The sequence below is a fragment of the Variovorax nivicola genome, assembly GCF_051216475.1.
GTDB lineage: Bacteria > Pseudomonadota > Gammaproteobacteria > Burkholderiales > Burkholderiaceae_C > Variovorax.
Genome location: NZ_JBPJZK010000007.1, coordinates 180,034 through 197,877, shown reverse-complemented (window position 1 = coordinate 197,877; position 17,844 = coordinate 180,034). Strand labels below are relative to the sequence as shown.

Here is a 17,844-nt window from a genome sequence, read left to right as displayed (position 1 = left end):
ATGCCAAACACTTTAATAGGGGTCAGATTCTTATTAAATGTTGAGTTTTCTTATCGGAATTAAATTGGGGACATATCAAAAACAGGAGCACAAAGGCCAACCGGTGCGATGAATTGGCGCCGCTTTTCAGTTCAGGATGAACTGTTCGAGGGCGGCCGGCCGGCCTTGGCTTTGACCACGCGGCGGTCGGTGGACTTCTGCAGGTCATCGAGAAAATCGTCGTCGCCTGCAGCCCAGCCCCGCAAGGTGGCCTCGGTCAGCGCGCTCTGGTCAGCGGCGCGTACCCCTGCGCGCACCAACTCGACATACGCGGCCTCCCGCGCGAACGGCGTGTTGCCGAGCTCCCAATACAGCGGATGCGGCGTCAGCAGCCGGTCGTGCCGCAGGCCGGCGTAGTGGCCGTGGCTGGACCACGGAAAGTCGCGCGCATCGGCCACCATGCCCGCCCGCACTGGGTTGAGGTCGATGTAGGCCATGCATGTCAGCAGGTAGCGGTCGGTCTGGATCAGCGTCGACCGGTAGCGCCCCTCCCACAGCGTGCCGCTGCGGCCATGGCGATCGTTGAAATAGCGCACGTAGCTGCGGCCCACCGACTGCATGAACTGGGGCAGGCCGGTGGTGCTGTTGGGCGTGGCCAGCAGGTGGAAGTGGTTGTCCATCAGCACATAGGCGTGCAGCGCGATGCCGAAGCGCGTGGCGTTCTCGGCCAGCAGCGCGAGCAGCTTCTCGTGGTCTGCGCGGTCCACGAAGATCGGCTGACGGTTGTTGCCGCGCTGGATCACGTGGTGCGGCATGTCGGCCAGCGTGAGGCGGGGAAGGCGGGCCATGGGGTATGCGGACGCGAGTTGCGCGCCGGCGTTCAGGCGAGACGGAAGCGCGTGTCGCCCAGCGTGTCGAGCCCGAACTGCGCCAGCAGCTCGCGCAGCCGAGTCGCCGCACTCGCTTTGCGCTGCCCGGTGTAGCGCGCCAGGATCAGTTCGTTCTTCATGCTGTGCTCCCAGCCGACCAGTTCGGTCACCGTGACGCTGTAACCGTTGGCTTCGAGATACAGGCAGCGCAGCACGTTGGTGAGCTGACTGCCGATTTCGCGCGTATGCAGCGGATGGCGCCACAGCTCTGCCAGCGGTGTACGCGAGAGCGCCAGCGCCTTGGTTTCGCGCAGGCAGGCCGCCACTTCGGCCTGGCAGCAGGGCACGAGCACCATGCAGCGCGCCTTCTTGGCCAGTCCGAAGGCGATGGCGTCATCGGTGGCGGTGTCGCAGGCGTGCAGCGCAGTGACCACGTCGATCTGCTCCGGCAGTTCGCTCGCCTGCGCCGATTCGGCCACGGTGAGATTCAGGAACGACATGCGGTCGAAGCCCAGCCGCCGCGCCAGCGCGCGCGAACGCTCGACCAGTTCGCCGCGCGTCTCGATGCCGTAGACATGCCCGCTGCTGCCCTGCCGCGCCCGGAAGAACAGGTCGTAGATGATGAAGCCGAGGTACGACTTGCCCGCGCCATGGTCGGCCAGCGTGGCGCCTGCGCCCTCTTCCGGCAACTCGCGCAGCAGTTGCTCGATGAACTGGAACAGGTGGTAGACCTGCTTGAGCTTGCGCCGCGAGTCCTGGTTGAGCCGGCCCTCGCGGGTGAGGATGTGCAGTTCCTTGAGCAACTCGACGGACTGGCCAGGGCGCAGGGCTTCGGCCAGCTCCGCGTCGGCCTTGGCGGCCTTGTTCGTCTTAGTCACCGGTTTCGATGCGGCTTTCGTGTTCATGGCCTGGCACTCCCGGGGCCGACGTCGAGCGCCGCCCAGCCATCGGACCCCAGCGCCTCGAGCGTGTCGATGTTGCGCTCGAAGATGGCCTCGGCCTCGGGGAACGCCTCGACCGCGCGGCTCACGCTGTCCTCGCGCAGCAGATGCAGCGTGGGGTAAGGCGCGCGGTTGGTGGCGTTGCCGATGTCGTCGGCTTCGGTGCCGGCGAACTGGAACTGCGGATGAAAGCTCGCCAGCTGGAACACGCCGTCGAAACCGGCGCGCGCAAGCCGGCGTTCGGCACGCGCCGTGAAGTCGTTGAAGTCCAGGAAGTCGGCCAAGGTGTTCGGTGCAATCAGAAGTGTGGTGTCGCGCACGGCGGCGTCGAGCGCCGCGAGGTCTTTGGCTTCGGCAAGCAGCGCGTCCATCAGGTCGGCCTCTTCGGCGGGCTCGTACACGGCGTAGTGGATCTGCGCCTTCACATGCACGGCCTTTGCGAAGGGGCACAGGTTGAGGCCGATCACTGCGCGCTCAAGCCAGCGCCGCGTGTCGGCTTCGGCCTGGGAGGCTGCAATTGTCGTCGGATGGGTCATGCCATCTCCGCCGCAGGGCGAATCCGCCCCAGTCGCCGCGCGATCGCCATGCCGACCAGCGAACAGGCCAGCGTGGCCGTCCAGGTCCAATGCCAGCCGCCGACGCGATGGGCAAGCCACGCCACTGCGGGCGGAGCCAGAAACTGGCCGAGCGAGGACGCCTGCTGCATGAGGCCGACGGTCGTCGACACGGTGGTGGGTCCGGGCGCCAGCCGCACCCCCAGCAGGAACAGCGTGGCCGGCACCATACCGCCGCCCAGCGAGAACGCGCAGACGGCGATGTAGCGCAGCGCGGGCGGCAGACCCAGGGCGTCGGCGCCCTGCCCTGTTTGCGCGAAGGCGGCCACGCCACCCAGCGCCATCGTCAGGAAACCGAGTTGCAGCAAGCGCTCGGGCGCCACGCCGCGTTGCAGCCAGCGCCCGCCGGCGATATTGCCGACGATGTTCATGGCGGCCGCGAGCGCGGTGAGCACCGCGTTCCAGCCAGCCGGCACGCCCGCGCCGGCATAGATGGCGGGCAGGAAGCCGATCACGGCCATCCACTGCGACGAGTACACGGCGAAAGTAAGCGCGATCAGCCAGGGCGCGCGTGCGCCGACAGTGGCGCGCAGGCGCGACGACCAGCCCTCGCTGGGCTGACCTGCCACTGCTTGGCGGGTTCGATCAGCAGGCACAACCGTCCACAGCCAGAGCGCCGCGCCGGCCGAAACGAGCGACAGCGCCCACCACCAGCCCGTCCAACCTCCCCAGGCGATCAGGGCGGGCCCGAGCAGCAGCGCAAGGGCCACGCCGAGCGGCATGTAGGCGCCCCAGAGGCCCAGCGCCGCCTTGTCCGCGCCCGGCGGGGTCAAGGCGCGAATCAACCCCGGTCCCGGCATGACCGCCAGCAGGAAGCCGATGCCTTCGATGCCGCGCAGCAGAAGCAGCCATTGCACGGCGTGCGCGCCACCGTCTGCGCCGGTGCCGACCAGGCCACCCAGCAGGCTCGCGACCGTCAGGACGATCAGCCCCGTCAGCATGCTGCGGCGCAGGCCGATGGTGTCGGCCGCAAGCCCAACCAGCAGCCCCAGCGTCATGCTCGCAACCTGCACAAGCGACAACAGGAATCCCGCCTCGACCAGGCCGATGCCGAGCGATGCCTGCAGCGCCGGCACTGCGGGCGGCAACTTGCCCAGATGCAAGGCCCCGCTGACGCCGCCCAACAAGACGGCGAAGGCGGCGGCGGGAACGCGTGGACGTGCTGCGACGGAACTCACGCGATCCCCCGGCGGCCGGTGAGCCGCTCGTGCTCGCGCACGGCGAAACGGTCGGTCATGCCGGCGATGTAGTCGGCCACGGCTCGGTGCCTGTCGCCGCGCTCGGCGAAGGACGTTGGCATTTCGGCGCTGCGCTCCAGATAGGCCTCGAACAACTCCCGCACCACGTTGCGCGCCTGATCGGTGGTCTGCGTGACCTGCGGATGCCGGTAAAGGTTGTGGAAGAGAAAGCGCTTCAGGTCTTCCGATTGGGCCTGCATGGTGCCGCTGAACGCGACAACGGGCGGGGCCTTGCGCACCGCGTCGGCATCGGCTGGCGCAAGGACTTCGAGCGCCGCGCGCGTCGCGTCGATCACGTCGTAGACCTGCGCGCTCAGCATGCGCCGGATTGTTTCGTAGAGCACACGGCGGCCCTGCAACTGCGGATGTTCGGCGAGCGCCTCACGGCGGTAGCGTTCGAACAGCTCGACCTCGGACAGCTGCTCGACGCTGATAAGCCCCGAGCGCACGCCGTCGTCGATGTCGTGGGCGTTGTAGGCGATGGCATCGGCGAGGTTGCACAGCTGTGCTTCCAGCCCCGGCTGTGTGCGGTCGAGAAAGCGCCGGGCCACGCCATTGGGCTCGGCCGCCTCCAGACGCTCGGCATTCGCGCGCGAGCAATGCTTGAGGATGCCCTCGCGAGTCTCGAAGCTGAGATTCAGGCCGTCGTACTGCGGATAACGATGCTCCAGCGCATCGACCACGCGCAGGCTCTGCAGGTTGTGTTCGAAGCCGCCGTGCCCGGCCATGCAGTCGTTGAGCGCGTCCTGGCCCGCATGGCCGAAGGGTGTGTGGCCCAGGTCGTGCGCCAGGGCAATCGCCTCGACCAGGTCTTCGTTGATGCGCAGGGCCCGGGCAATCGAACGGCCCAGTTGGGCGACTTCCAGCGAGTGCGTGAGCCGGGTGCGAAACAGGTCGCCCTCGTGGTTCAGGAACACCTGAGTCTTGTAGACCAGCCGGCGAAAAGCCGTGGAATGCACGATGCGGTCACGGTCGCGCTGGAAGGCATCGCGCGTGGGCGCGGGCGGCTCGGCATGCCGACGGCCGCGCGACTGCGCGGGCTGGCAGGCATAGGCCGCGAGGCTCATCCCGCGCAGCACTGCGCGAGCACTTCGCGCACCAGCGCGTCGGGCGCGCTGCGAACCACGGCGGAGCCGGGCCGGTCGATCACCACGAAGCGGATCTCGCCGGCTTCCGATTTCTTGTCGACGCGCATCAGCTCCAGATAGCGTTCGGCGCCCAGCGCAGGGCCGACGATCGGCAAGCCGGCACGCTCAATCAGGCGCGTGAGCCGCTCGACGAATGCAACATCGACGCCGCCGAGCCGCTGCGACAGGTGCGCCGCCATGACCATGCCGCAGCCGACGGCCTCGCCGTGCAGCCATTCGCCATAGCCGAGGCCCGATTCGATCGCGTGGCCGAAGGTGTGGCCGAAATTGAGGATCGCGCGCAGGCCGGTTTCGCGCTCGTCCTGGCCGACCACCAGCGCCTTGATCTCGCAGCTGCGCTTGACGGCGTAAGCCAGTGCGGCCGGGTCTCTTGCAACGAGGACGTCGATGTTCGCCTCGATCCAGTCGAAAAATGCCATGTCGTGGATCGGGCCGTACTTGATGACTTCGGCCAGGCCAGCGCTCAGTTCGCGCGGAGGCAGCGTCTGCAGCGTGGACAGATCGCACACGACGAGCTGCGGCTGGTAGAACGCGCCGATCATGTTCTTGCCGAGCGGGTGATTGATGGCCGTCTTGCCGCCGACCGAGGAATCGACCTGCGCCAACAGCGTGGTCGGTACCTGCACGAAAGGCACGCCGCGCATGTAGCTGGCGGCGGCGAAGCCGGTCATGTCGCCCACCACGCCGCCGCCCAGGGCGAACAGCACGGTCTTGCGGTCGCTTCCGTGGCCCAGCAGGTCGTCGAAGATCAGGTTCAGGGTCTGCAGATTCTTGTGCACCTCGCCGTCGGGCAGCTCGAGCAGGTGAACCGTGCGGAACCGGCCCGCCAGGGCGGCCTGCAGTGCCTTGGCGTAAAGCGGCGCCACCGTGGTGTTGCTGACGATCAGGGCCGTGGCCGCGGCGGGCGTGACGGCAAAGCTCCGGGGGTCGTCCAGCAGGCCGGCACCGATCAGGATCGGGTAGCTGCGGTCGCCGAGCTGGATGTCGACGCGTTCTGGCGAGGCGGAAAGTACGGACAGGGACATGGGCAGCGAGTTTAGGCGCTGCGGCCCAGGCAGGCTCAGGCGGGGGGCTCTTCAGGGTGGGCGCCCGGCTCGACGACGCCCGCCAGCTCCAGCTGCATCACGATAATGTTCACCAGCATGGCAATCGACGGGCGACCTGTATCGACCACGTCGTGGGCGGTTTCCCGATAGAACGGATCGCGCGCATCGTGCAACTCGCGCAGCCGACCCAGCGGGTCGGCCACCTGCAGCAGGGGTCGCTTGACGTCGTGTCGCAAGCGTCGGAACAGGTCTTCGGGAGAAGAGCGCAGGTAGATCACGTGGAAGTGATCGCGCAACTGGGTGCGGTTGGCCTCCCGCAGCACCGCGCCGCCTCCGGTCGCCAGAACGCCCTGGGCGTTGGCCGCCAGGTCGGCGATCACGGTTTGTTCGAGGTCCCGGAAGGCCACCTCGCCTTCGCGCTCGAAGTAATCGCGGATCGAGCAGCCTATGCGCTGCTCGATTACGTGATCGGTGTCGATGAATGCAAGATCCAGCCGCATCCCCAGACGCCGGCCCACTGCGGATTTTCCGGCGCCGGGCAAGCCGACGAGTGCGACCGCCACGCGGTGGCTGCTACGCCCGCGCGTCAGCGCGCGGCGTTGCGGTCGGTAATCATCTTCGGGGTGATAAAGACGAGCATTTCAGTCTTGTTGGCAACGCGTTCGCGCTTGCGGAACAGTGCCCCCAGGTAGGGCACTTCACCCAGCACCGGCACGCGCGATTCGTCATTGGTTTCGGTGAGCTCGAAGATACCACCGATGACGACCGTGCCGCCGTTCTCCACCAGCACCTCGGTCTGCACGTGCTTGGTGTTGATCGCCGGACCCGCCGAGGTATTCACGCCCCGGGCGTCCTTGCTCACATCCAGCGTCAGGATGATGTTGCCTTCCGGCGTGATCTGCGGCGTGACCTCGAGCTTGAGCACCGCCTTGCGGAACGAGATCGAGGTGGCGCCGCTGGACGTGGCCTGCTGGTACGGGATTTCTTCACCCTGCTCGATCAGCGCCTTGGTCTGGTCGGCCGTGATGACTCGGGGGCTGGACACCAGCTTGCCCTTGCCGTCAGCTTCGAGCGCCGAGATTTCGAGGTTCAGCATGCGCGAGAAGCTCGAATTGAAGAGCGAGATCGCAAAAGTGCCTGCCGCGTTGCCGGTGCCGCCTGCATCGCCTGCCGGGAGGTTGATGAAGTTGGAATTGGTAAAGGTGCTGGTGGCCGTGCTGGCAGCGCCACTGGCGCCCGCCGTGACGATGGGCATTACGCCGACGTTGCCGTAGGCCCGATTGCCGGCGGACGATGCAAAACGCTCACCGGAGATACCGCCGCCCAAGCGCACACCGAGCGACTTGCCGAAGGTGTCGGACGCTTCGACGATCCGGGCTTCGATCAGCACTTGGCGAACCGGAATGTCCAGCTTCTGGATCAGCTCGGTCACCTGGGCCAGGCGCGACGGGATGTCCGACACGAAGAGCTGATTGGTGCGCGACTCGGCGATGACGCTGCCGCGGGGGCTCAGGATACGTGTCGTCGTACCGCCGCCGCCGCCGCCCGATGAAGCACCCGTGCCCGTCAAACCCTGCGCAATGGCAATCGCCTTGGTGTAGTTGAGCTGGAACGACTGGGTGCGCAGCGGCTCCAGGTTCTCGATCGTGGCCTTAGCCTCGAACTCGAGCTTTTCCTTGGCGTTGATTTCATCCTTGGGCGCGATCCACAGCACGCTGCCGTTCTTGCGCATGCCCAGGTTCTTCGCCTGCATGATGATGTCGAGAGCTTGGTCCCAGGGTACATCCTTCAGCCGCAACGTCAGTGCGCCAGTCACCGAGTCCGAGGTCACGATGTTGAAGTTCGTGAAGTCGGCAATCACCTGCAACAGCGAACGAATTTCAATGTTCTGGAAGTTGAGCGACAGCTTCTCGCCGTTGTAGCCGACGCCTTGCGTCAGCTTGGTCGGATCGACCTTGCGGGCGCGGACTTCAACCACGAACTGGTTCTCGCTCTGGTAGGCGCTGTGCTCCCAGTCGCCCTTGGCCTCGATCGTCATGCGGACGCGGTCGCCCGATTGCTGCGAGGTGATCAGCTGGACCGGCGTTCCGAAGTCGGCCACATCGAGGCGACGGCGCAGGCCCTCGGGCAGCGTCGACTTGGTGAACTCCACGACGAGGTTCTTGCCCTGCTGCTTGACGTCGACACCAACCTGGTTGTTCGGAAGATCGACGATGACGCGACCTGTGCTGTCGGCACCGAGGCGGAAATCGACGTCGCGCAACGGCAGCATGTCCCGGTTGCGGTTTTCAGCGAAAGTCGTGGCGGCAGATGTGACAAGCGCCGAACCGGCCACCGGCTCGAGAATGACCAGCAGCGATTTGCCCTGGATCTCGGCCTTGTACGCAGTCGCCTGCTTCAGGTTCAGCACCACCCGGCTGCGTTCACCGGCCTGAACCACATTCACCGAGCGCAGGTTGCCCTGGTTCACTTCGATGGCGGAGCGGCCGATGGCGTTCGTGACACCCGGAAAATCGAGTGCAATGCGAGCCGGCGTTTGCACGGCAAACCCGGCGGGCACCGCGGTGAGCGGCTGCGCAAGGTCGATGCGGATCACTTCCGCGCCGGACTGGGTCGAGCTGGTCACGGCCTCGATGGCGTTTTGCGCATGGGCCACGGCCAATGCACCGAAGGCCAGCAGACCCAGGCCGGCAGCGCGCAGCCACTGTGCCATCGTTGATTTGTTTTGGTTCATTTCGCACTCTCTTGCAGCTGCAGCGTCGCGACGCGTTCGATCCATTCACCGGCGGCGTCTTGCACGATTTCACGCAAGGCGACTTCGGTTTCGTTGATACGGGTAATGCGCCCGTAGTTGAGTCCCAGGTATTCGCCGACGCGCACCTTGTAGAGCAGCTTGTCGACACGGACCAGCGCCACTGGCTGGCCGTTGCGGTTCATGCTGCCGACCATCGCCATCGAGTCGAGCGGGAAGGCTTCGAGCGCCTCCTTGCGGCGCGCCAGTTCGGGCGCGATCAACTCGGACGTGCTCGGCTGGTTCGAGTCGCGGCGCAGCGCCTGCGTCAGCTTCAGGATGTTGAAAGGCTCGAACGACGAGGCTTCGGTGTAGGCCTGCGGCGTGAACTTCTTGGGCTCCGAAATGGGCGGCACCGAGGGCTTCACCTGGGCGCGCTGTTCGGCCATCCAGAGTTGCAAGTCGTCCTGGCCCGAATCGCAGGCGCTCAGCCCCAGCGCGGCCAGCGTCAGCCACAGTGCTTTGGCGGCGATCTTCATTTCTTCGCCTTCGGCGCCGCGGCGCGCTTCTGCGCAGCCCGCTCGTCATCATCGAGGTAGCGGAAGGTGCGCGCGGTGGCATCCATCGTCAGCACGTCCTTGTCCTTTTGCGGGGTGACGGTGATGTTGTTCAGCGTCACGATGCGCGAGAGGCCGGCGACGTCGGCTGCGAAGGCACCCATGTCGTGGTACCGCCCGGTCACGCGAACAGCGATCGGAAGCTCGGCGTAGTAGTCCTTGACCGACACCTGTCCCGGACGGAACAGCTCGAACTGAAGGCTGCGGCCAAGGCCTGCCTGGTTGATGTCCGACAGCAGAGCGTCCATTTCAGCCTTGCTGGGCAACTGCTTCTCGAGCAGGGTCACGTACTGCTGGACCTGTTCGCGCTGCTTCTTCAGCAGTTCGAGGTTAGCCGCCTGAGCCACCTTTTTCTGGTAATCGGCCTTGAGCGCGACTTCCTTGGAACGCTCGCCTTCGAGTTCGTCGTTCGAATTGGTCAGCCAGACGAACCACAAGGCAACCAGTACCAGCGCGGTGACTGCCAGGCAGAGTGCATACCGCGGCACCGGCGGCCACATCGACGGATCGTTCGGGTTGAGCCCGCGGAACTGTTCGCCGAAACGCTGCAGCGCAGCGCCGACATCTATTTTTTGGGAGGGGCGATTGCTTGCCATGATCGGTTACCCCTTGGATTGCGCCGTTGCGGCCAGGGCCTTTTCGGCGGCGGCCTTTTGAGCATCGGTGGGGCGTTTCAGGCCAATGCGCATCGTGAAGTTCGCAACACGGCGCTGGTCGCGCGGATTCAGGTTCACGTTTGCCGAAGTGATTTCGACCAGCTCCGGCTTCACGAGCCAGGGGCTGTTGTTGCCCAGATTGCGCAGCAGTTCCGAGACACGCTCGTTCGACTGGGCCATGCCTTGCAGCGTGACCGTCTGGTTGTCCTGCTTCATGCTGGTCAGGTAGACGCCGTCAGGCAGTTGCCGGACCAGTTCGTTGAGCAGGTGCACAGGCAGGTTGCGGTCGCCCTGCAGGTCTTCGACAGCCTGCTGGCGTGCGCGCAGCGCCGCGATTTCTTCCTGCAACGTCGAGATTTCCTTGATCTCGACTTCGAGCTTCTTGATCTCGGCCGAGAGGAAGCTGTTCTTCGATCGCTGCCCTGCGATCTGGGCCTCGAACCAGAGATAGCCCAGGCCAGCAATCAGAAGACCGAGCACCGCTGCGGCGCCCAAGGTGCCAAAGAAAGCCTCGCGCCGCCGCTTGCGTGCAGCTTCGCGGTGCGGAAGCAGATTGATGAGGATCACTGCAGGAACCTCCGCATGGCCAACCCGCAAGAGGTCAGATAGGACGGCGCCTCGCGGCGAACCTTCTTCTCGCGGATGTTCGAGCTGAAGTCCATACCGTCAAAGGGGTTCAGGAGCGAGCAGGCGAACGAGGTCTGTCGCGTCACGGCGTTGGTCAGGCCCGGCAGCGACGCCGATCCACCCGCAAGCAACACGTAGTCGACACGGTTGTGCGGCGTGCTCGTGAAGAAGAACTGGAGCGCACGCGCGATTTCCTGCGCGATGCTTTCCACGAAAGGCTTGAGCACGCCGGAGCCGTAGTCGTCGGGCAAGTCGCCGCTGCGCTTCTTGGCTTCGGCTTCTTCGGCGGAAAAACCGTACTGGCGCACGATCAGTTGCGTAAGCTGGGCGCCGCCGAATGCCTGGTCGCGGTCATACAGCACTTCCTGATTGCGCAGCACCTGCATGCTGGTGGTGAAGGCGCCCACTTCGAAGAGCGCCACGATCGAATCCACGCCCTTGCCAGGCAGTTGCTCGATCAGGCGAGCGGTTGCCAAGCGCGACGCATAAGACTCGACATCGAGGATCATCGCCTTCAGGCCGGCGGCTTCCGCCAGACCTTCGCGATCCTGGACCTTTTCCTTGCGGGACGCGGCAATCAGTACCTCCACGTCGCCGGCGGACGAGGCGCTCGGCCCCGTAACGCAGAAGTCGAGACTGACTTCGTCCAGCGAGAACGGGATGTACTGGTTGGCTTCGGACTCGACTTGAATCTCGAGCTCCTGCTCGCTCATGCCGCCCGGAAGAATGATCTTCTTGGTGATCACGGCCGATGGCGGCAGTGCAAGCGCCACATTGCGGGTGCGCGTGCCGCTCTTGCGGACAACGCGCCGGACGGCTTCCGCCACCTCGTCGAACTTCTCGACGTTGCCGTCAGTGATCCAGCCACGTTCCAGGGGCTCGATGGCACAGCGTTCCAGAACCAGCTTGCCGCTGGCCTCACGGCCGAGCTCAACCAGCTTGACGCTGGACGAACTGACATCCAGCCCAAGCAGGGGAGCGTTCTGACGACGAAACAATGATCCAAGAGCAGCCAAGTTAGGTCCCTCTCCCCCTGTATTTGTAACCAATAGAAAAATGTGCGTTCGGTTGCATGCTAGCAGCAGGCGTAGCGGCAACCAAGCAGCTCCGGGGGGCAAAACCCTGAAGCGTTGTCAAAACCTGACGTCAAATCCGCATTTTGTAACTTTTGAATTAGGGCGATGCAAGGGCAGCAAAGATCGGATCGTGAAAAGGGGACGGCTTTTTATAATGTCCGGTGACTCTCCGGCCCCTCATGCAAGAAACTTCAAGCCCCAAAGGGCCAGCCAAGACCCCTTCCTCCAAGCGCCCGACCTGGCTGAAATGGCTTTTGCGCTTTTTCTTCTGGGGGTTCGGCATTGCCGCGGCCGGTGTGCTGGCGGTGCTTTGCGTGGTGGCGGTGGCTCTTGCCGTCGCGTATCCGAACCTGCCGGACATCAGCGAACTCTCTGACTACCGGCCCAAGCTGCCGCTGCGGGTGTTTTCGGCTGAAGGCATCCTGATCGGCGAATTCGGCGAAGAACGCCGCAATCTCACCCCGATTTCGGCCATTCCCAAGGTCGTGAAAGACGCTGTGCTCGCGGCCGAAGATGCACGCTTCTACGACCACGGCGGCGTCGACTACAAGGGCATGGTGCGCGCGGGTCTGGCCAACATGAACCGCGTGAAGAGCCAAGGCGCGTCGACCATCACGATGCAGGTGGCGCGCAACGTCTACCTGAGCTCGGAGAAGACGCTCACCCGCAAGATCTACGAGGTGCTGCTGACCTTCAAGCTGGAGCACCTGCTCACCAAGGATCAGATCTTCGAGATCTACCTGAACCAGATCTATCTCGGCAACCGCGCCTACGGCTTCGCCGCCGCCTCCGAGGCATATTTCGGCAAGCCGCTGCAAGAACTCACGATCGCACAGGCCGCCATGCTGGCCGGCCTGCCGAAGGCGCCGGGCGCGAACAACCCGGTCAACAACCCGCAGCGTGCGCGCGGCCGCCAGTTCTATGTGATCGACCGCATGCAGGAAGCCGGCTTCATCACCGCCGAACAGGCCTCCGAAGCCAAGAAGGAAGAACTGCATCTGCGCGATGCCGCCGACCCGAACCGCCTGCATGCAGAGTACGTCGCGGAAACCGTGCGCCAGCTGATGTACGCCCAGTACGGCGACAGCACCTATACGCGCGGCCTGAAGGTCTACACCTCGCTGGTCGCGGCCGACCAGGCGGCTGCCTACAAGGCGCTGCGCAAGGGCATCATGGACTACGAGCGCCGCCAGATCTATCGCGGCCCCGAGAAGTTCGTCGATCTGCCGAACGACGCCAAGGAACTCGACGAAGCAGTCGACGACGCGCTCAGCGACCACCCCGACAACGGTGACGTGATGGCGGCGGTCGTGCTCAAGGCCACGCCCAAGCAGATCGACGCCGTGCGCGGCAACGGCGACCCTGTACAGATCACCGGCGACGGCCTCAAGCCCGCGCAGTCCGGCCTCTCCGACAAGGCTCCACCCAACATCAAGATCCGCCGCGGCGCAGTCATCCGTGTGGTGAAGACCCTCAAGAACACCTGGGAAATCACGCAACTGCCCGAGGTGGAAGGCGCCTTCGTCGCCATGGATCCGCGCGATGGCGCCATCAAGGCGCTGGTCGGCGGCTTCGATTTCGGCAAGAACAAGTTCAACCACGTGACGCAGGCCTGGCGCCAGCCGGGCTCAAGCTTCAAGCCTTTCATCTACTCCGCGGCGCTCGAAAAGGGCTTCACCCCTGCCACCGTCATCAACGACGGCCCGCTCTTCTTCGATGCCGGCACCACCGGCGGCCAGCCCTGGGAGCCCAAGAACTACGGCGGCGGCTACGACGGTCCGATGTCGATGCGCACCGCGCTGATGAAGTCGAAGAACCTTGTGTCGATCCGCATCCTGCAGTCCATCGGCACGCGCTACGCGCAGGAGTGGATCACCAACTTCGGCTTCGACAAGGACAAGCACCCGGCCTATCTGCCGATGGCGCTCGGCGCGGGCTCGGTCACGCCGATGCAGATGGCAGTGGGCTACTCGGTGTTCGCCAACGGCGGCTACCGCGTCAATCCGTACCTCGTGACCCGCATCACCGACCACAAGGACAAGGTGCTGGTCGACAAGCAACCGCCGCTGCTCAACGAGTCGCTGCGCGCCATTCCCCAGCGCAACGCCTTCATCATGGACACGCTGCTGAATTCCGTGGCCCGCGCCGGCACCGCTGCCAAGGCGCAGGCCATGCTCAAGCGGCCCGACCTCTACGGCAAGACCGGCACCACCAACGACTCGCTCGATGCCTGGTTCGCCGGCTTCCAGCCGACCATGACAGCCATCTCCTGGATCGGCTACGACACACCGCGCAACCTGGGCGACCGCGAAACCGGCGGCGGCCTGAGCCTGCCGATCTGGATCACCTACATGGAAACCGCCATCAAGGGTGTGCCGGTGACCGAGCTGTCGGCCAACCCGCCTTCAGGCATCGTGAGCGTCGGCGGCGAGTGGTACTACGACGACTACGCGCCGGGACGCGGCGTGGCAAGCCTGGGCGTGGAGTCCACGCCTGCGGCGCCAGCGGAAGCTCTGACCGGCGCCCCGGTGAGCCCGCCGGCCCCGCCCGAGGAGCGCAACCGCATCCTCGATCTTTTCCGCAACTGACGACGGAGACGAAAACTCAGGCGGCCGCGAATGCCAGCGGCTGGCCCGCCTGCTGGGTCGCTTCGCGCGACAGGTTGCCGAAGAATTCTTCCCCGGTCTTGGTATCGACCCAGACTTGGCCGTTGTGCCGATAGTGGTAGCCGCCAGAGCGCGCGGCAAGCCAGATTTCCTGCAGGGGCTTTTGCAGATTCACGATCAACTGACTGCCGTTGCGGAATGAAATCGTGATCATCCCGCCCACCCTCTGGTTGTCGATATCGGCGTCAGTCGCATCGTTGATGCGGTCGCAGCCCTGCTCGATGGCGGCGAGCGCGACTTCGGCGCGGTCCATGTACTCGGTGTCGGTCATTACAATTTCGCTATGTTGAACGTTCGCCAAATTCTAGTGAGCACCCGCGCCCGCGCTGCGCTCATGGTCTGCCTCGTCGCAGGCGCCGCCGGTCTGGTTGCTTGCGGACAGCGCGGTGCGCTGTACCTGCCGACCGATCCTGCCGCTGCCGGACGAGCCACGTTGCCGCAGCTGATGACGCCCGAAAGCTTGCGATCATCGTCCTCCAGCGAGGCGGCGCCCGCACCAGCGGCTGCCGCCAGTGCGCCGGCCGCCGCTGCCAGCGCACCGGCCAGCAACAGCACGGAACCGCGCAAGTGAGCTCCGGTATCACATCCCCCGTTCTGCCCGGCCAGCCGCACATCGCGGAACGCGACGGCGCGCTGCACGTCGAAGGCGTTGCGCTCGACGCGCTGGCCCGCGAGCACGGCACCCCTCTTTTCGTCTACTCGAAGCAGTGGATGCTGGACGCCCTTGCCGCGTACCAGCGCGGCTTCGAAGGCCGTGACGCCCTCATCTGCTACGCAATGAAGGCCAACTCGTCGCTCGGCGTACTGCGCGTGTTCGCGGAAGCCGGCTGCGGCTTCGACATCGTCTCCGGCGGCGAACTGGCTCGCGTGCTGGCCGTCGGCGCAGATCCGAAGAAGATCATCTTCTCGGGCGTCGGCAAGACCCGCGCGGAAATGCGCGAGGCGCTCGCCGCCGGCATCGCCTGCTTCAACATCGAGAGCGAAGCCGAGCTCGACGTGCTCAACGAAGTGGCGGTGGCCGAAGGCAAGCGCGCGCCCATCAGCATTCGCATCAATCCGAACGTCGACCCCAAGACGCATCCGTACATCTCCACCGGCCTCAAGGGCAACAAGTTCGGCATCGCGCACGATCGCGCGGTCGAAGCCTACCGGCATGCTGCAAGGCTACCGGGCCTGGAAGTGGTCGGTATCGACTGCCACATCGGCTCGCAGATCACCGAAGCCTCGCCCTACCTCGACGCCTGCGATCGCGTGCTCGATCTGGTCGAGGCCATCGAAGCGGCCGGCGTGCCGGTCTACCACCTGGACTTCGGCGGCGGCTTGGGCATCGACTACAACGGCGAAGTGCCGCCCAAGGCCGATGCACTGTGGCAGCAGCTGCTCGCCAAGCTCGACGCGCGCGGCTTCGGCCAGCGCAAGCTGGTGATCGAGCCCGGCCGCTCGCTGGTTGGCAATGCCGGCGTGTGCGTGACCGAGGTGCTCTACACCAAGCCGGGCGAAGACAAGAACTTCTGCATCGTCGACGCGGCCATGAACGACTTGCCGCGCCCCGCGATGTACCAGGCCTTCCAGCGCATCGTGCCGGTTCGCACGCGCGCCGGCGACGCACCGACCTACGACGTGGTCGGCCCTGTTTGTGAAAGCGGCGACTGGATCGGCCGCGACCGCGCACTCAACGTGGTGGCGGGCGACCTGCTGGCCGTGCTCTCGGCGGGTGCGTACTGCATGAGCATGTCCAGCAACTACAACACGCGCGGCCGCGCTGCCGAGGTGCTGGTGAGCGGCGCCGGCGCCAAGCTGATCCGCCGTCGCGAGACGATGGAAGACCAGCTGCGCAGCGAGATCGACGGCTGATTGCCGTCCGTCAGTTGGTGCGCAGCGGCTTCTCGCTGTTGCGCACCGCGCCTGTTGCCCCTGCTGCCGGCTTCGCCTTGCGCTTGCTCGCAAAATTCCACACGCGCCACGCAAGCAGCACCCCGATGATCGCAACGTAGATGAACACTTCGGCGAAGTTGTTCTTGCCAGCGCGCATCCAGAAGAAGTGCAGCAGGCCCAGACCCGAGATCACGTAGACCAGCTTGTGCAGCATCTGCCAGCGCTTCGCGCCCATCGCCTTGATCGCGCGATTGAACGACGTGGCCGCCAGCGGCGTCAGCAGCACGAAGGCCGAGAAGCCCACCAGGATGAACGGCCGCTTCGCGATGTCCTTGGCGATGTCGACCCACTCGAAGCCCATGTCGAACCAGCTGTAGCACAGCAGGTGCAGCACCACGTAGAAATACGCGAACAGGCCCAGCATGCGGCGGTAGCGCGCCAGCGCGTTCCATTTGCTGATCACGCGCAGCGGCGTTACCGCCAGCACGATGCAGATGAAGCGCAGCGTCCAGTCGCCCGTGGCGCGAATCAGGAACTCGGCGGGGTTGGCGCCGAGCCCGTCCGTGAACGCACCGTACGTCAGCCGCGCGAACGGCAGCAGGCACAGCAGGAAGATGACCGGCTTGGTCGCCGGATGCATGAGCAGCTTGTTCATGGAGCGATGGCCGTGTGCAGAAGCAGGCTCAGTAGTTCTTCTTCAGGTCCATGCCCGCATAGAGCTGGCCGACCTGGGCTTCGTAGCCGTTGAACATCTCCGTCTTGCGCCGCTTGGCGAACAGGCCGCCGCCGTCGCCGATGCGGCGCTCGGTGGCCTGGCTCCAGCGCGGATGGTCGACGTTGGGGTTCACGTTCGAATAGAAGCCGTATTCGTTGGCCGCGGCCTTGTTCCAGGCAGTGCTCGGCTCCTTCTCGACGAAGCGGATCTTCACGATGGACTTGGCCGACTTGAAGCCATACTTCCACGGCACCACCAGGCGCACCGGCGCGCCGTTCTGGTTGGGCAGCACCTCGCCGTACATGCCGAAGGCAAGCAGCGTGAGCGGGTGCATCGCCTCGTCCATGCGCAGGCCTTCGGTATAGGGCCAGTCGAGCACGCGCGAGCCCACGAAGGGCATGGTCTTGGGGTCGGCCAGCGTCACGAACTCGACGAACTTGGCATTGCCCTGCGGCTCGACCTTCTTGATCAGCTCGGCCAGCGAATAGCCAACCCACGGAATGACCATCGACCAGCCTTCGACACAGCGCAGGCGGTAGATGCGCTCTTCCTGGGCGCTGAGCTTGAGCAGGTCTTCAATGCCGTACTTGCCCGGCTTCTTGACCAGCCCTTCGACCTCCACGGTCCACGGCCGCGTCTTCAGCGTGCCGGCGTTCTTGGCCGGATCGGCCTTGTCGGTGCCGAACTCGTAGTAGTTGTTGTAGGTCGACGCGTCCTTGTAGTCGGTGAGCTTTTCCATCGACATGGCGCCTGGCACCGCCGACTTGGCTCCCGGCAGCGGCGCGAGCTTGTTGGGGCGATCGGCCTGTGCCCAGGCTTCGCGCGCGGCAAAACCGGCCAGCGCCGCCCCCGCTACGCCGCCGGCCATGAGCTTCAGCAGGTCGCGCCGGCTTTCGTAGGCGGCGCGCGGCGTGATCTCGCTCGACAGCGGGTGGGTGAAGCCGTTGTCGCCTTGGCTGCTGCTGTTGCGACGGATCGGGCGGGAATGGAACGACATGACAGGCCTTTCGCGTGAATCGTTGTGCTCAGGGTAGTTCGTGAGCAAC

General features: G+C 65.2%; 18 protein-coding genes. 3 read left to right on the top strand and 15 right to left on the bottom strand.

Annotated features, from left to right (window positions below; translation table 11 throughout):
* Positions 1-131: 131 nt before the first annotated feature.
* From ACSFBF_RS26190 to ACSFBF_RS26135, 12 genes are read right to left on the bottom strand one after another with little or no spacing between them, the layout of a single operon-like run.
* The gene (locus ACSFBF_RS26190) at positions 132-827 is read right to left on the bottom strand and encodes a transposase (protein ID WP_435472146.1); all 696 of its coding nucleotides are present in this window, start codon (positions 825-827) and stop codon (positions 132-134) included.
* Positions 828-859: 32 nt separating this feature from the next.
* The gene (locus ACSFBF_RS26185; protein ID WP_435472144.1) at positions 860-1,753 is read right to left on the bottom strand and encodes a class I SAM-dependent methyltransferase; all 894 of its coding nucleotides are present in this window, start codon (positions 1,751-1,753) and stop codon (positions 860-862) included.
* Positions 1,750-2,325, bottom strand: a complete 576-nt coding sequence (locus ACSFBF_RS26180; protein ID WP_435472142.1) for a DUF1415 domain-containing protein — start codon at positions 2,323-2,325, stop codon at positions 1,750-1,752. Before ACSFBF_RS26180 ends, ACSFBF_RS26185 begins: the two co-directional genes overlap by 4 nt.
* The gene (locus ACSFBF_RS26175) at positions 2,322-3,581 is read right to left on the bottom strand and encodes an MFS transporter (protein ID WP_435472140.1); all 1,260 of its coding nucleotides are present in this window, start codon (positions 3,579-3,581) and stop codon (positions 2,322-2,324) included. The genes ACSFBF_RS26180 and ACSFBF_RS26175 overlap by 4 nt, the downstream gene beginning before the upstream one ends.
* Entirely contained in the window at positions 3,578-4,708 is a 1,131-nt protein-coding gene (locus tag ACSFBF_RS26170; RefSeq protein ID WP_435472377.1) for a deoxyguanosinetriphosphate triphosphohydrolase, read from the bottom strand. The genes ACSFBF_RS26175 and ACSFBF_RS26170 overlap by 4 nt, the downstream gene beginning before the upstream one ends.
* Positions 4,705-5,814 carry a 3-dehydroquinate synthase gene (gene aroB / locus ACSFBF_RS26165; protein WP_435472138.1) on the bottom strand — a complete coding sequence of 370 codons (1,110 nt, stop codon included), beginning with the start codon at positions 5,812-5,814 and terminating at the stop codon, positions 4,705-4,707. Before aroB ends, ACSFBF_RS26170 begins: the two co-directional genes overlap by 4 nt.
* 35 nt (positions 5,815-5,849) lie before the next feature.
* Positions 5,850-6,398 (bottom strand): shikimate kinase, encoded by a 549-nt coding sequence (locus ACSFBF_RS26160; protein WP_435472136.1) that lies wholly within the window; start codon positions 6,396-6,398, stop codon positions 5,850-5,852.
* A gap of 23 nt (positions 6,399-6,421) precedes the next feature.
* Positions 6,422-8,569, bottom strand: coding sequence for a type IV pilus secretin PilQ (locus ACSFBF_RS26155; protein WP_435472134.1), 2,148 nt, complete (start codon positions 8,567-8,569; stop codon positions 6,422-6,424).
* The gene (locus ACSFBF_RS26150; RefSeq protein WP_435472132.1) at positions 8,566-9,105 is read right to left on the bottom strand and encodes a pilus assembly protein PilP; all 540 of its coding nucleotides are present in this window, start codon (positions 9,103-9,105) and stop codon (positions 8,566-8,568) included. The genes ACSFBF_RS26155 and ACSFBF_RS26150 overlap by 4 nt, the downstream gene beginning before the upstream one ends.
* A complete protein-coding gene (locus ACSFBF_RS26145; protein ID WP_435472130.1) occupies positions 9,102-9,779 on the bottom strand; it encodes a type IV pilus inner membrane component PilO in 678 nt (225 codons plus the stop codon). The genes ACSFBF_RS26150 and ACSFBF_RS26145 overlap by 4 nt, the downstream gene beginning before the upstream one ends.
* Before the next feature lie 6 nt (positions 9,780-9,785).
* Entirely contained in the window at positions 9,786-10,406 is a 621-nt protein-coding gene (locus ACSFBF_RS26140) for a PilN domain-containing protein (protein ID WP_258350982.1), read from the bottom strand.
* The gene (locus tag ACSFBF_RS26135) at positions 10,403-11,482 is read right to left on the bottom strand and encodes a pilus assembly protein PilM (RefSeq protein WP_435472375.1); all 1,080 of its coding nucleotides are present in this window, start codon (positions 11,480-11,482) and stop codon (positions 10,403-10,405) included. The genes ACSFBF_RS26140 and ACSFBF_RS26135 overlap by 4 nt, the downstream gene beginning before the upstream one ends.
* A 239-nt stretch (positions 11,483-11,721) precedes the next feature.
* Between ACSFBF_RS26135 and ACSFBF_RS26130 the strand changes: the two genes are divergently transcribed.
* Positions 11,722-14,130 carry a penicillin-binding protein 1A gene (locus ACSFBF_RS26130; RefSeq protein WP_435472128.1) on the top strand — a complete coding sequence of 803 codons (2,409 nt, stop codon included), beginning with the start codon at positions 11,722-11,724 and terminating at the stop codon, positions 14,128-14,130.
* A gap of 16 nt (positions 14,131-14,146) precedes the next feature.
* Here the strand turns inward: ACSFBF_RS26130 and cyaY are convergent, their stop codons facing one another.
* Complete coding sequence (gene cyaY / locus ACSFBF_RS26125) at positions 14,147-14,479, bottom strand: iron donor protein CyaY (protein ID WP_435472126.1); 333 nt, start codon at positions 14,477-14,479, stop codon at positions 14,147-14,149.
* Between the two features lie 36 nt (positions 14,480-14,515).
* Here cyaY and lptM point away from each other — a divergent pair, with 36 nt between their 5' ends.
* Positions 14,516-14,779: an LPS translocon maturation chaperone LptM gene (lptM, locus tag ACSFBF_RS26120; protein ID WP_435459015.1), complete on the top strand. Its 264-nt coding sequence runs from the start codon at positions 14,516-14,518 to the stop codon at positions 14,777-14,779.
* An 8-nt stretch (positions 14,780-14,787) separates the two neighbouring features.
* Entirely contained in the window at positions 14,788-16,062 is a 1,275-nt protein-coding gene (gene lysA, locus ACSFBF_RS26115) for a diaminopimelate decarboxylase (RefSeq protein ID WP_435472373.1), read from the top strand.
* Between the two features lie 10 nt (positions 16,063-16,072).
* On the opposite strand, the gene ACSFBF_RS26110 is transcribed toward lysA, so the two are convergent.
* Both ACSFBF_RS26110 and msrP read right to left on the bottom strand, forming a co-directional pair.
* The gene (locus ACSFBF_RS26110; RefSeq protein WP_435472124.1) at positions 16,073-16,738 is read right to left on the bottom strand and encodes a protein-methionine-sulfoxide reductase heme-binding subunit MsrQ; all 666 of its coding nucleotides are present in this window, start codon (positions 16,736-16,738) and stop codon (positions 16,073-16,075) included.
* Positions 16,739-16,766: 28 nt separating this feature from the next.
* On the bottom strand, positions 16,767-17,795 hold the full coding sequence (gene msrP, locus ACSFBF_RS26105; protein WP_435472122.1) for a protein-methionine-sulfoxide reductase catalytic subunit MsrP: 1,029 nt from the start codon (positions 17,793-17,795) through the stop codon (positions 16,767-16,769).
* Positions 17,796-17,844: the final 49 nt, after the last annotated feature.

What these genes read in the sequence shown, in the direction of transcription:
- ACSFBF_RS26190 (WP_435472146.1), bottom strand. Translation starts at nt 827, where the DNA reads ATGGCCCGCCTTCCCCGCCTCACGCTGGCCGACATGCCGCACCACGTG.
- ACSFBF_RS26185 (WP_435472144.1), bottom strand. Translation starts at nt 1,753, where the DNA reads ATGAACACGAAAGCCGCATCGAAACCGGTGACTAAGACGAACAAGGCC.
- ACSFBF_RS26180 (WP_435472142.1), bottom strand. Translation starts at nt 2,325, where the DNA reads ATGACCCATCCGACGACAATTGCAGCCTCCCAGGCCGAAGCCGACACG.
- ACSFBF_RS26170 (WP_435472377.1), bottom strand. Translation starts at nt 4,708, where the DNA reads ATGAGCCTCGCGGCCTATGCCTGCCAGCCCGCGCAGTCGCGCGGCCGT.
- aroB (WP_435472138.1), bottom strand. Translation starts at nt 5,814, where the DNA reads ATGTCCCTGTCCGTACTTTCCGCCTCGCCAGAACGCGTCGACATCCAG.
- ACSFBF_RS26155 (WP_435472134.1), bottom strand. Translation starts at nt 8,569, where the DNA reads ATGAACCAAAACAAATCAACGATGGCACAGTGGCTGCGCGCTGCCGGC.
- ACSFBF_RS26150 (WP_435472132.1), bottom strand. Translation starts at nt 9,105, where the DNA reads ATGAAGATCGCCGCCAAAGCACTGTGGCTGACGCTGGCCGCGCTGGGG.
- ACSFBF_RS26145 (WP_435472130.1), bottom strand. Translation starts at nt 9,779, where the DNA reads ATGGCAAGCAATCGCCCCTCCCAAAAAATAGATGTCGGCGCTGCGCTG.
- ACSFBF_RS26130 (WP_435472128.1), top strand. Translation starts at nt 11,722, where the DNA reads ATGCAAGAAACTTCAAGCCCCAAAGGGCCAGCCAAGACCCCTTCCTCC.
- cyaY (WP_435472126.1), bottom strand. Translation starts at nt 14,479, where the DNA reads ATGACCGACACCGAGTACATGGACCGCGCCGAAGTCGCGCTCGCCGCC.
- ACSFBF_RS26110 (WP_435472124.1), bottom strand. Translation starts at nt 16,738, where the DNA reads ATGAACAAGCTGCTCATGCATCCGGCGACCAAGCCGGTCATCTTCCTG.
- msrP (WP_435472122.1), bottom strand. Translation starts at nt 17,795, where the DNA reads ATGTCGTTCCATTCCCGCCCGATCCGTCGCAACAGCAGCAGCCAAGGC.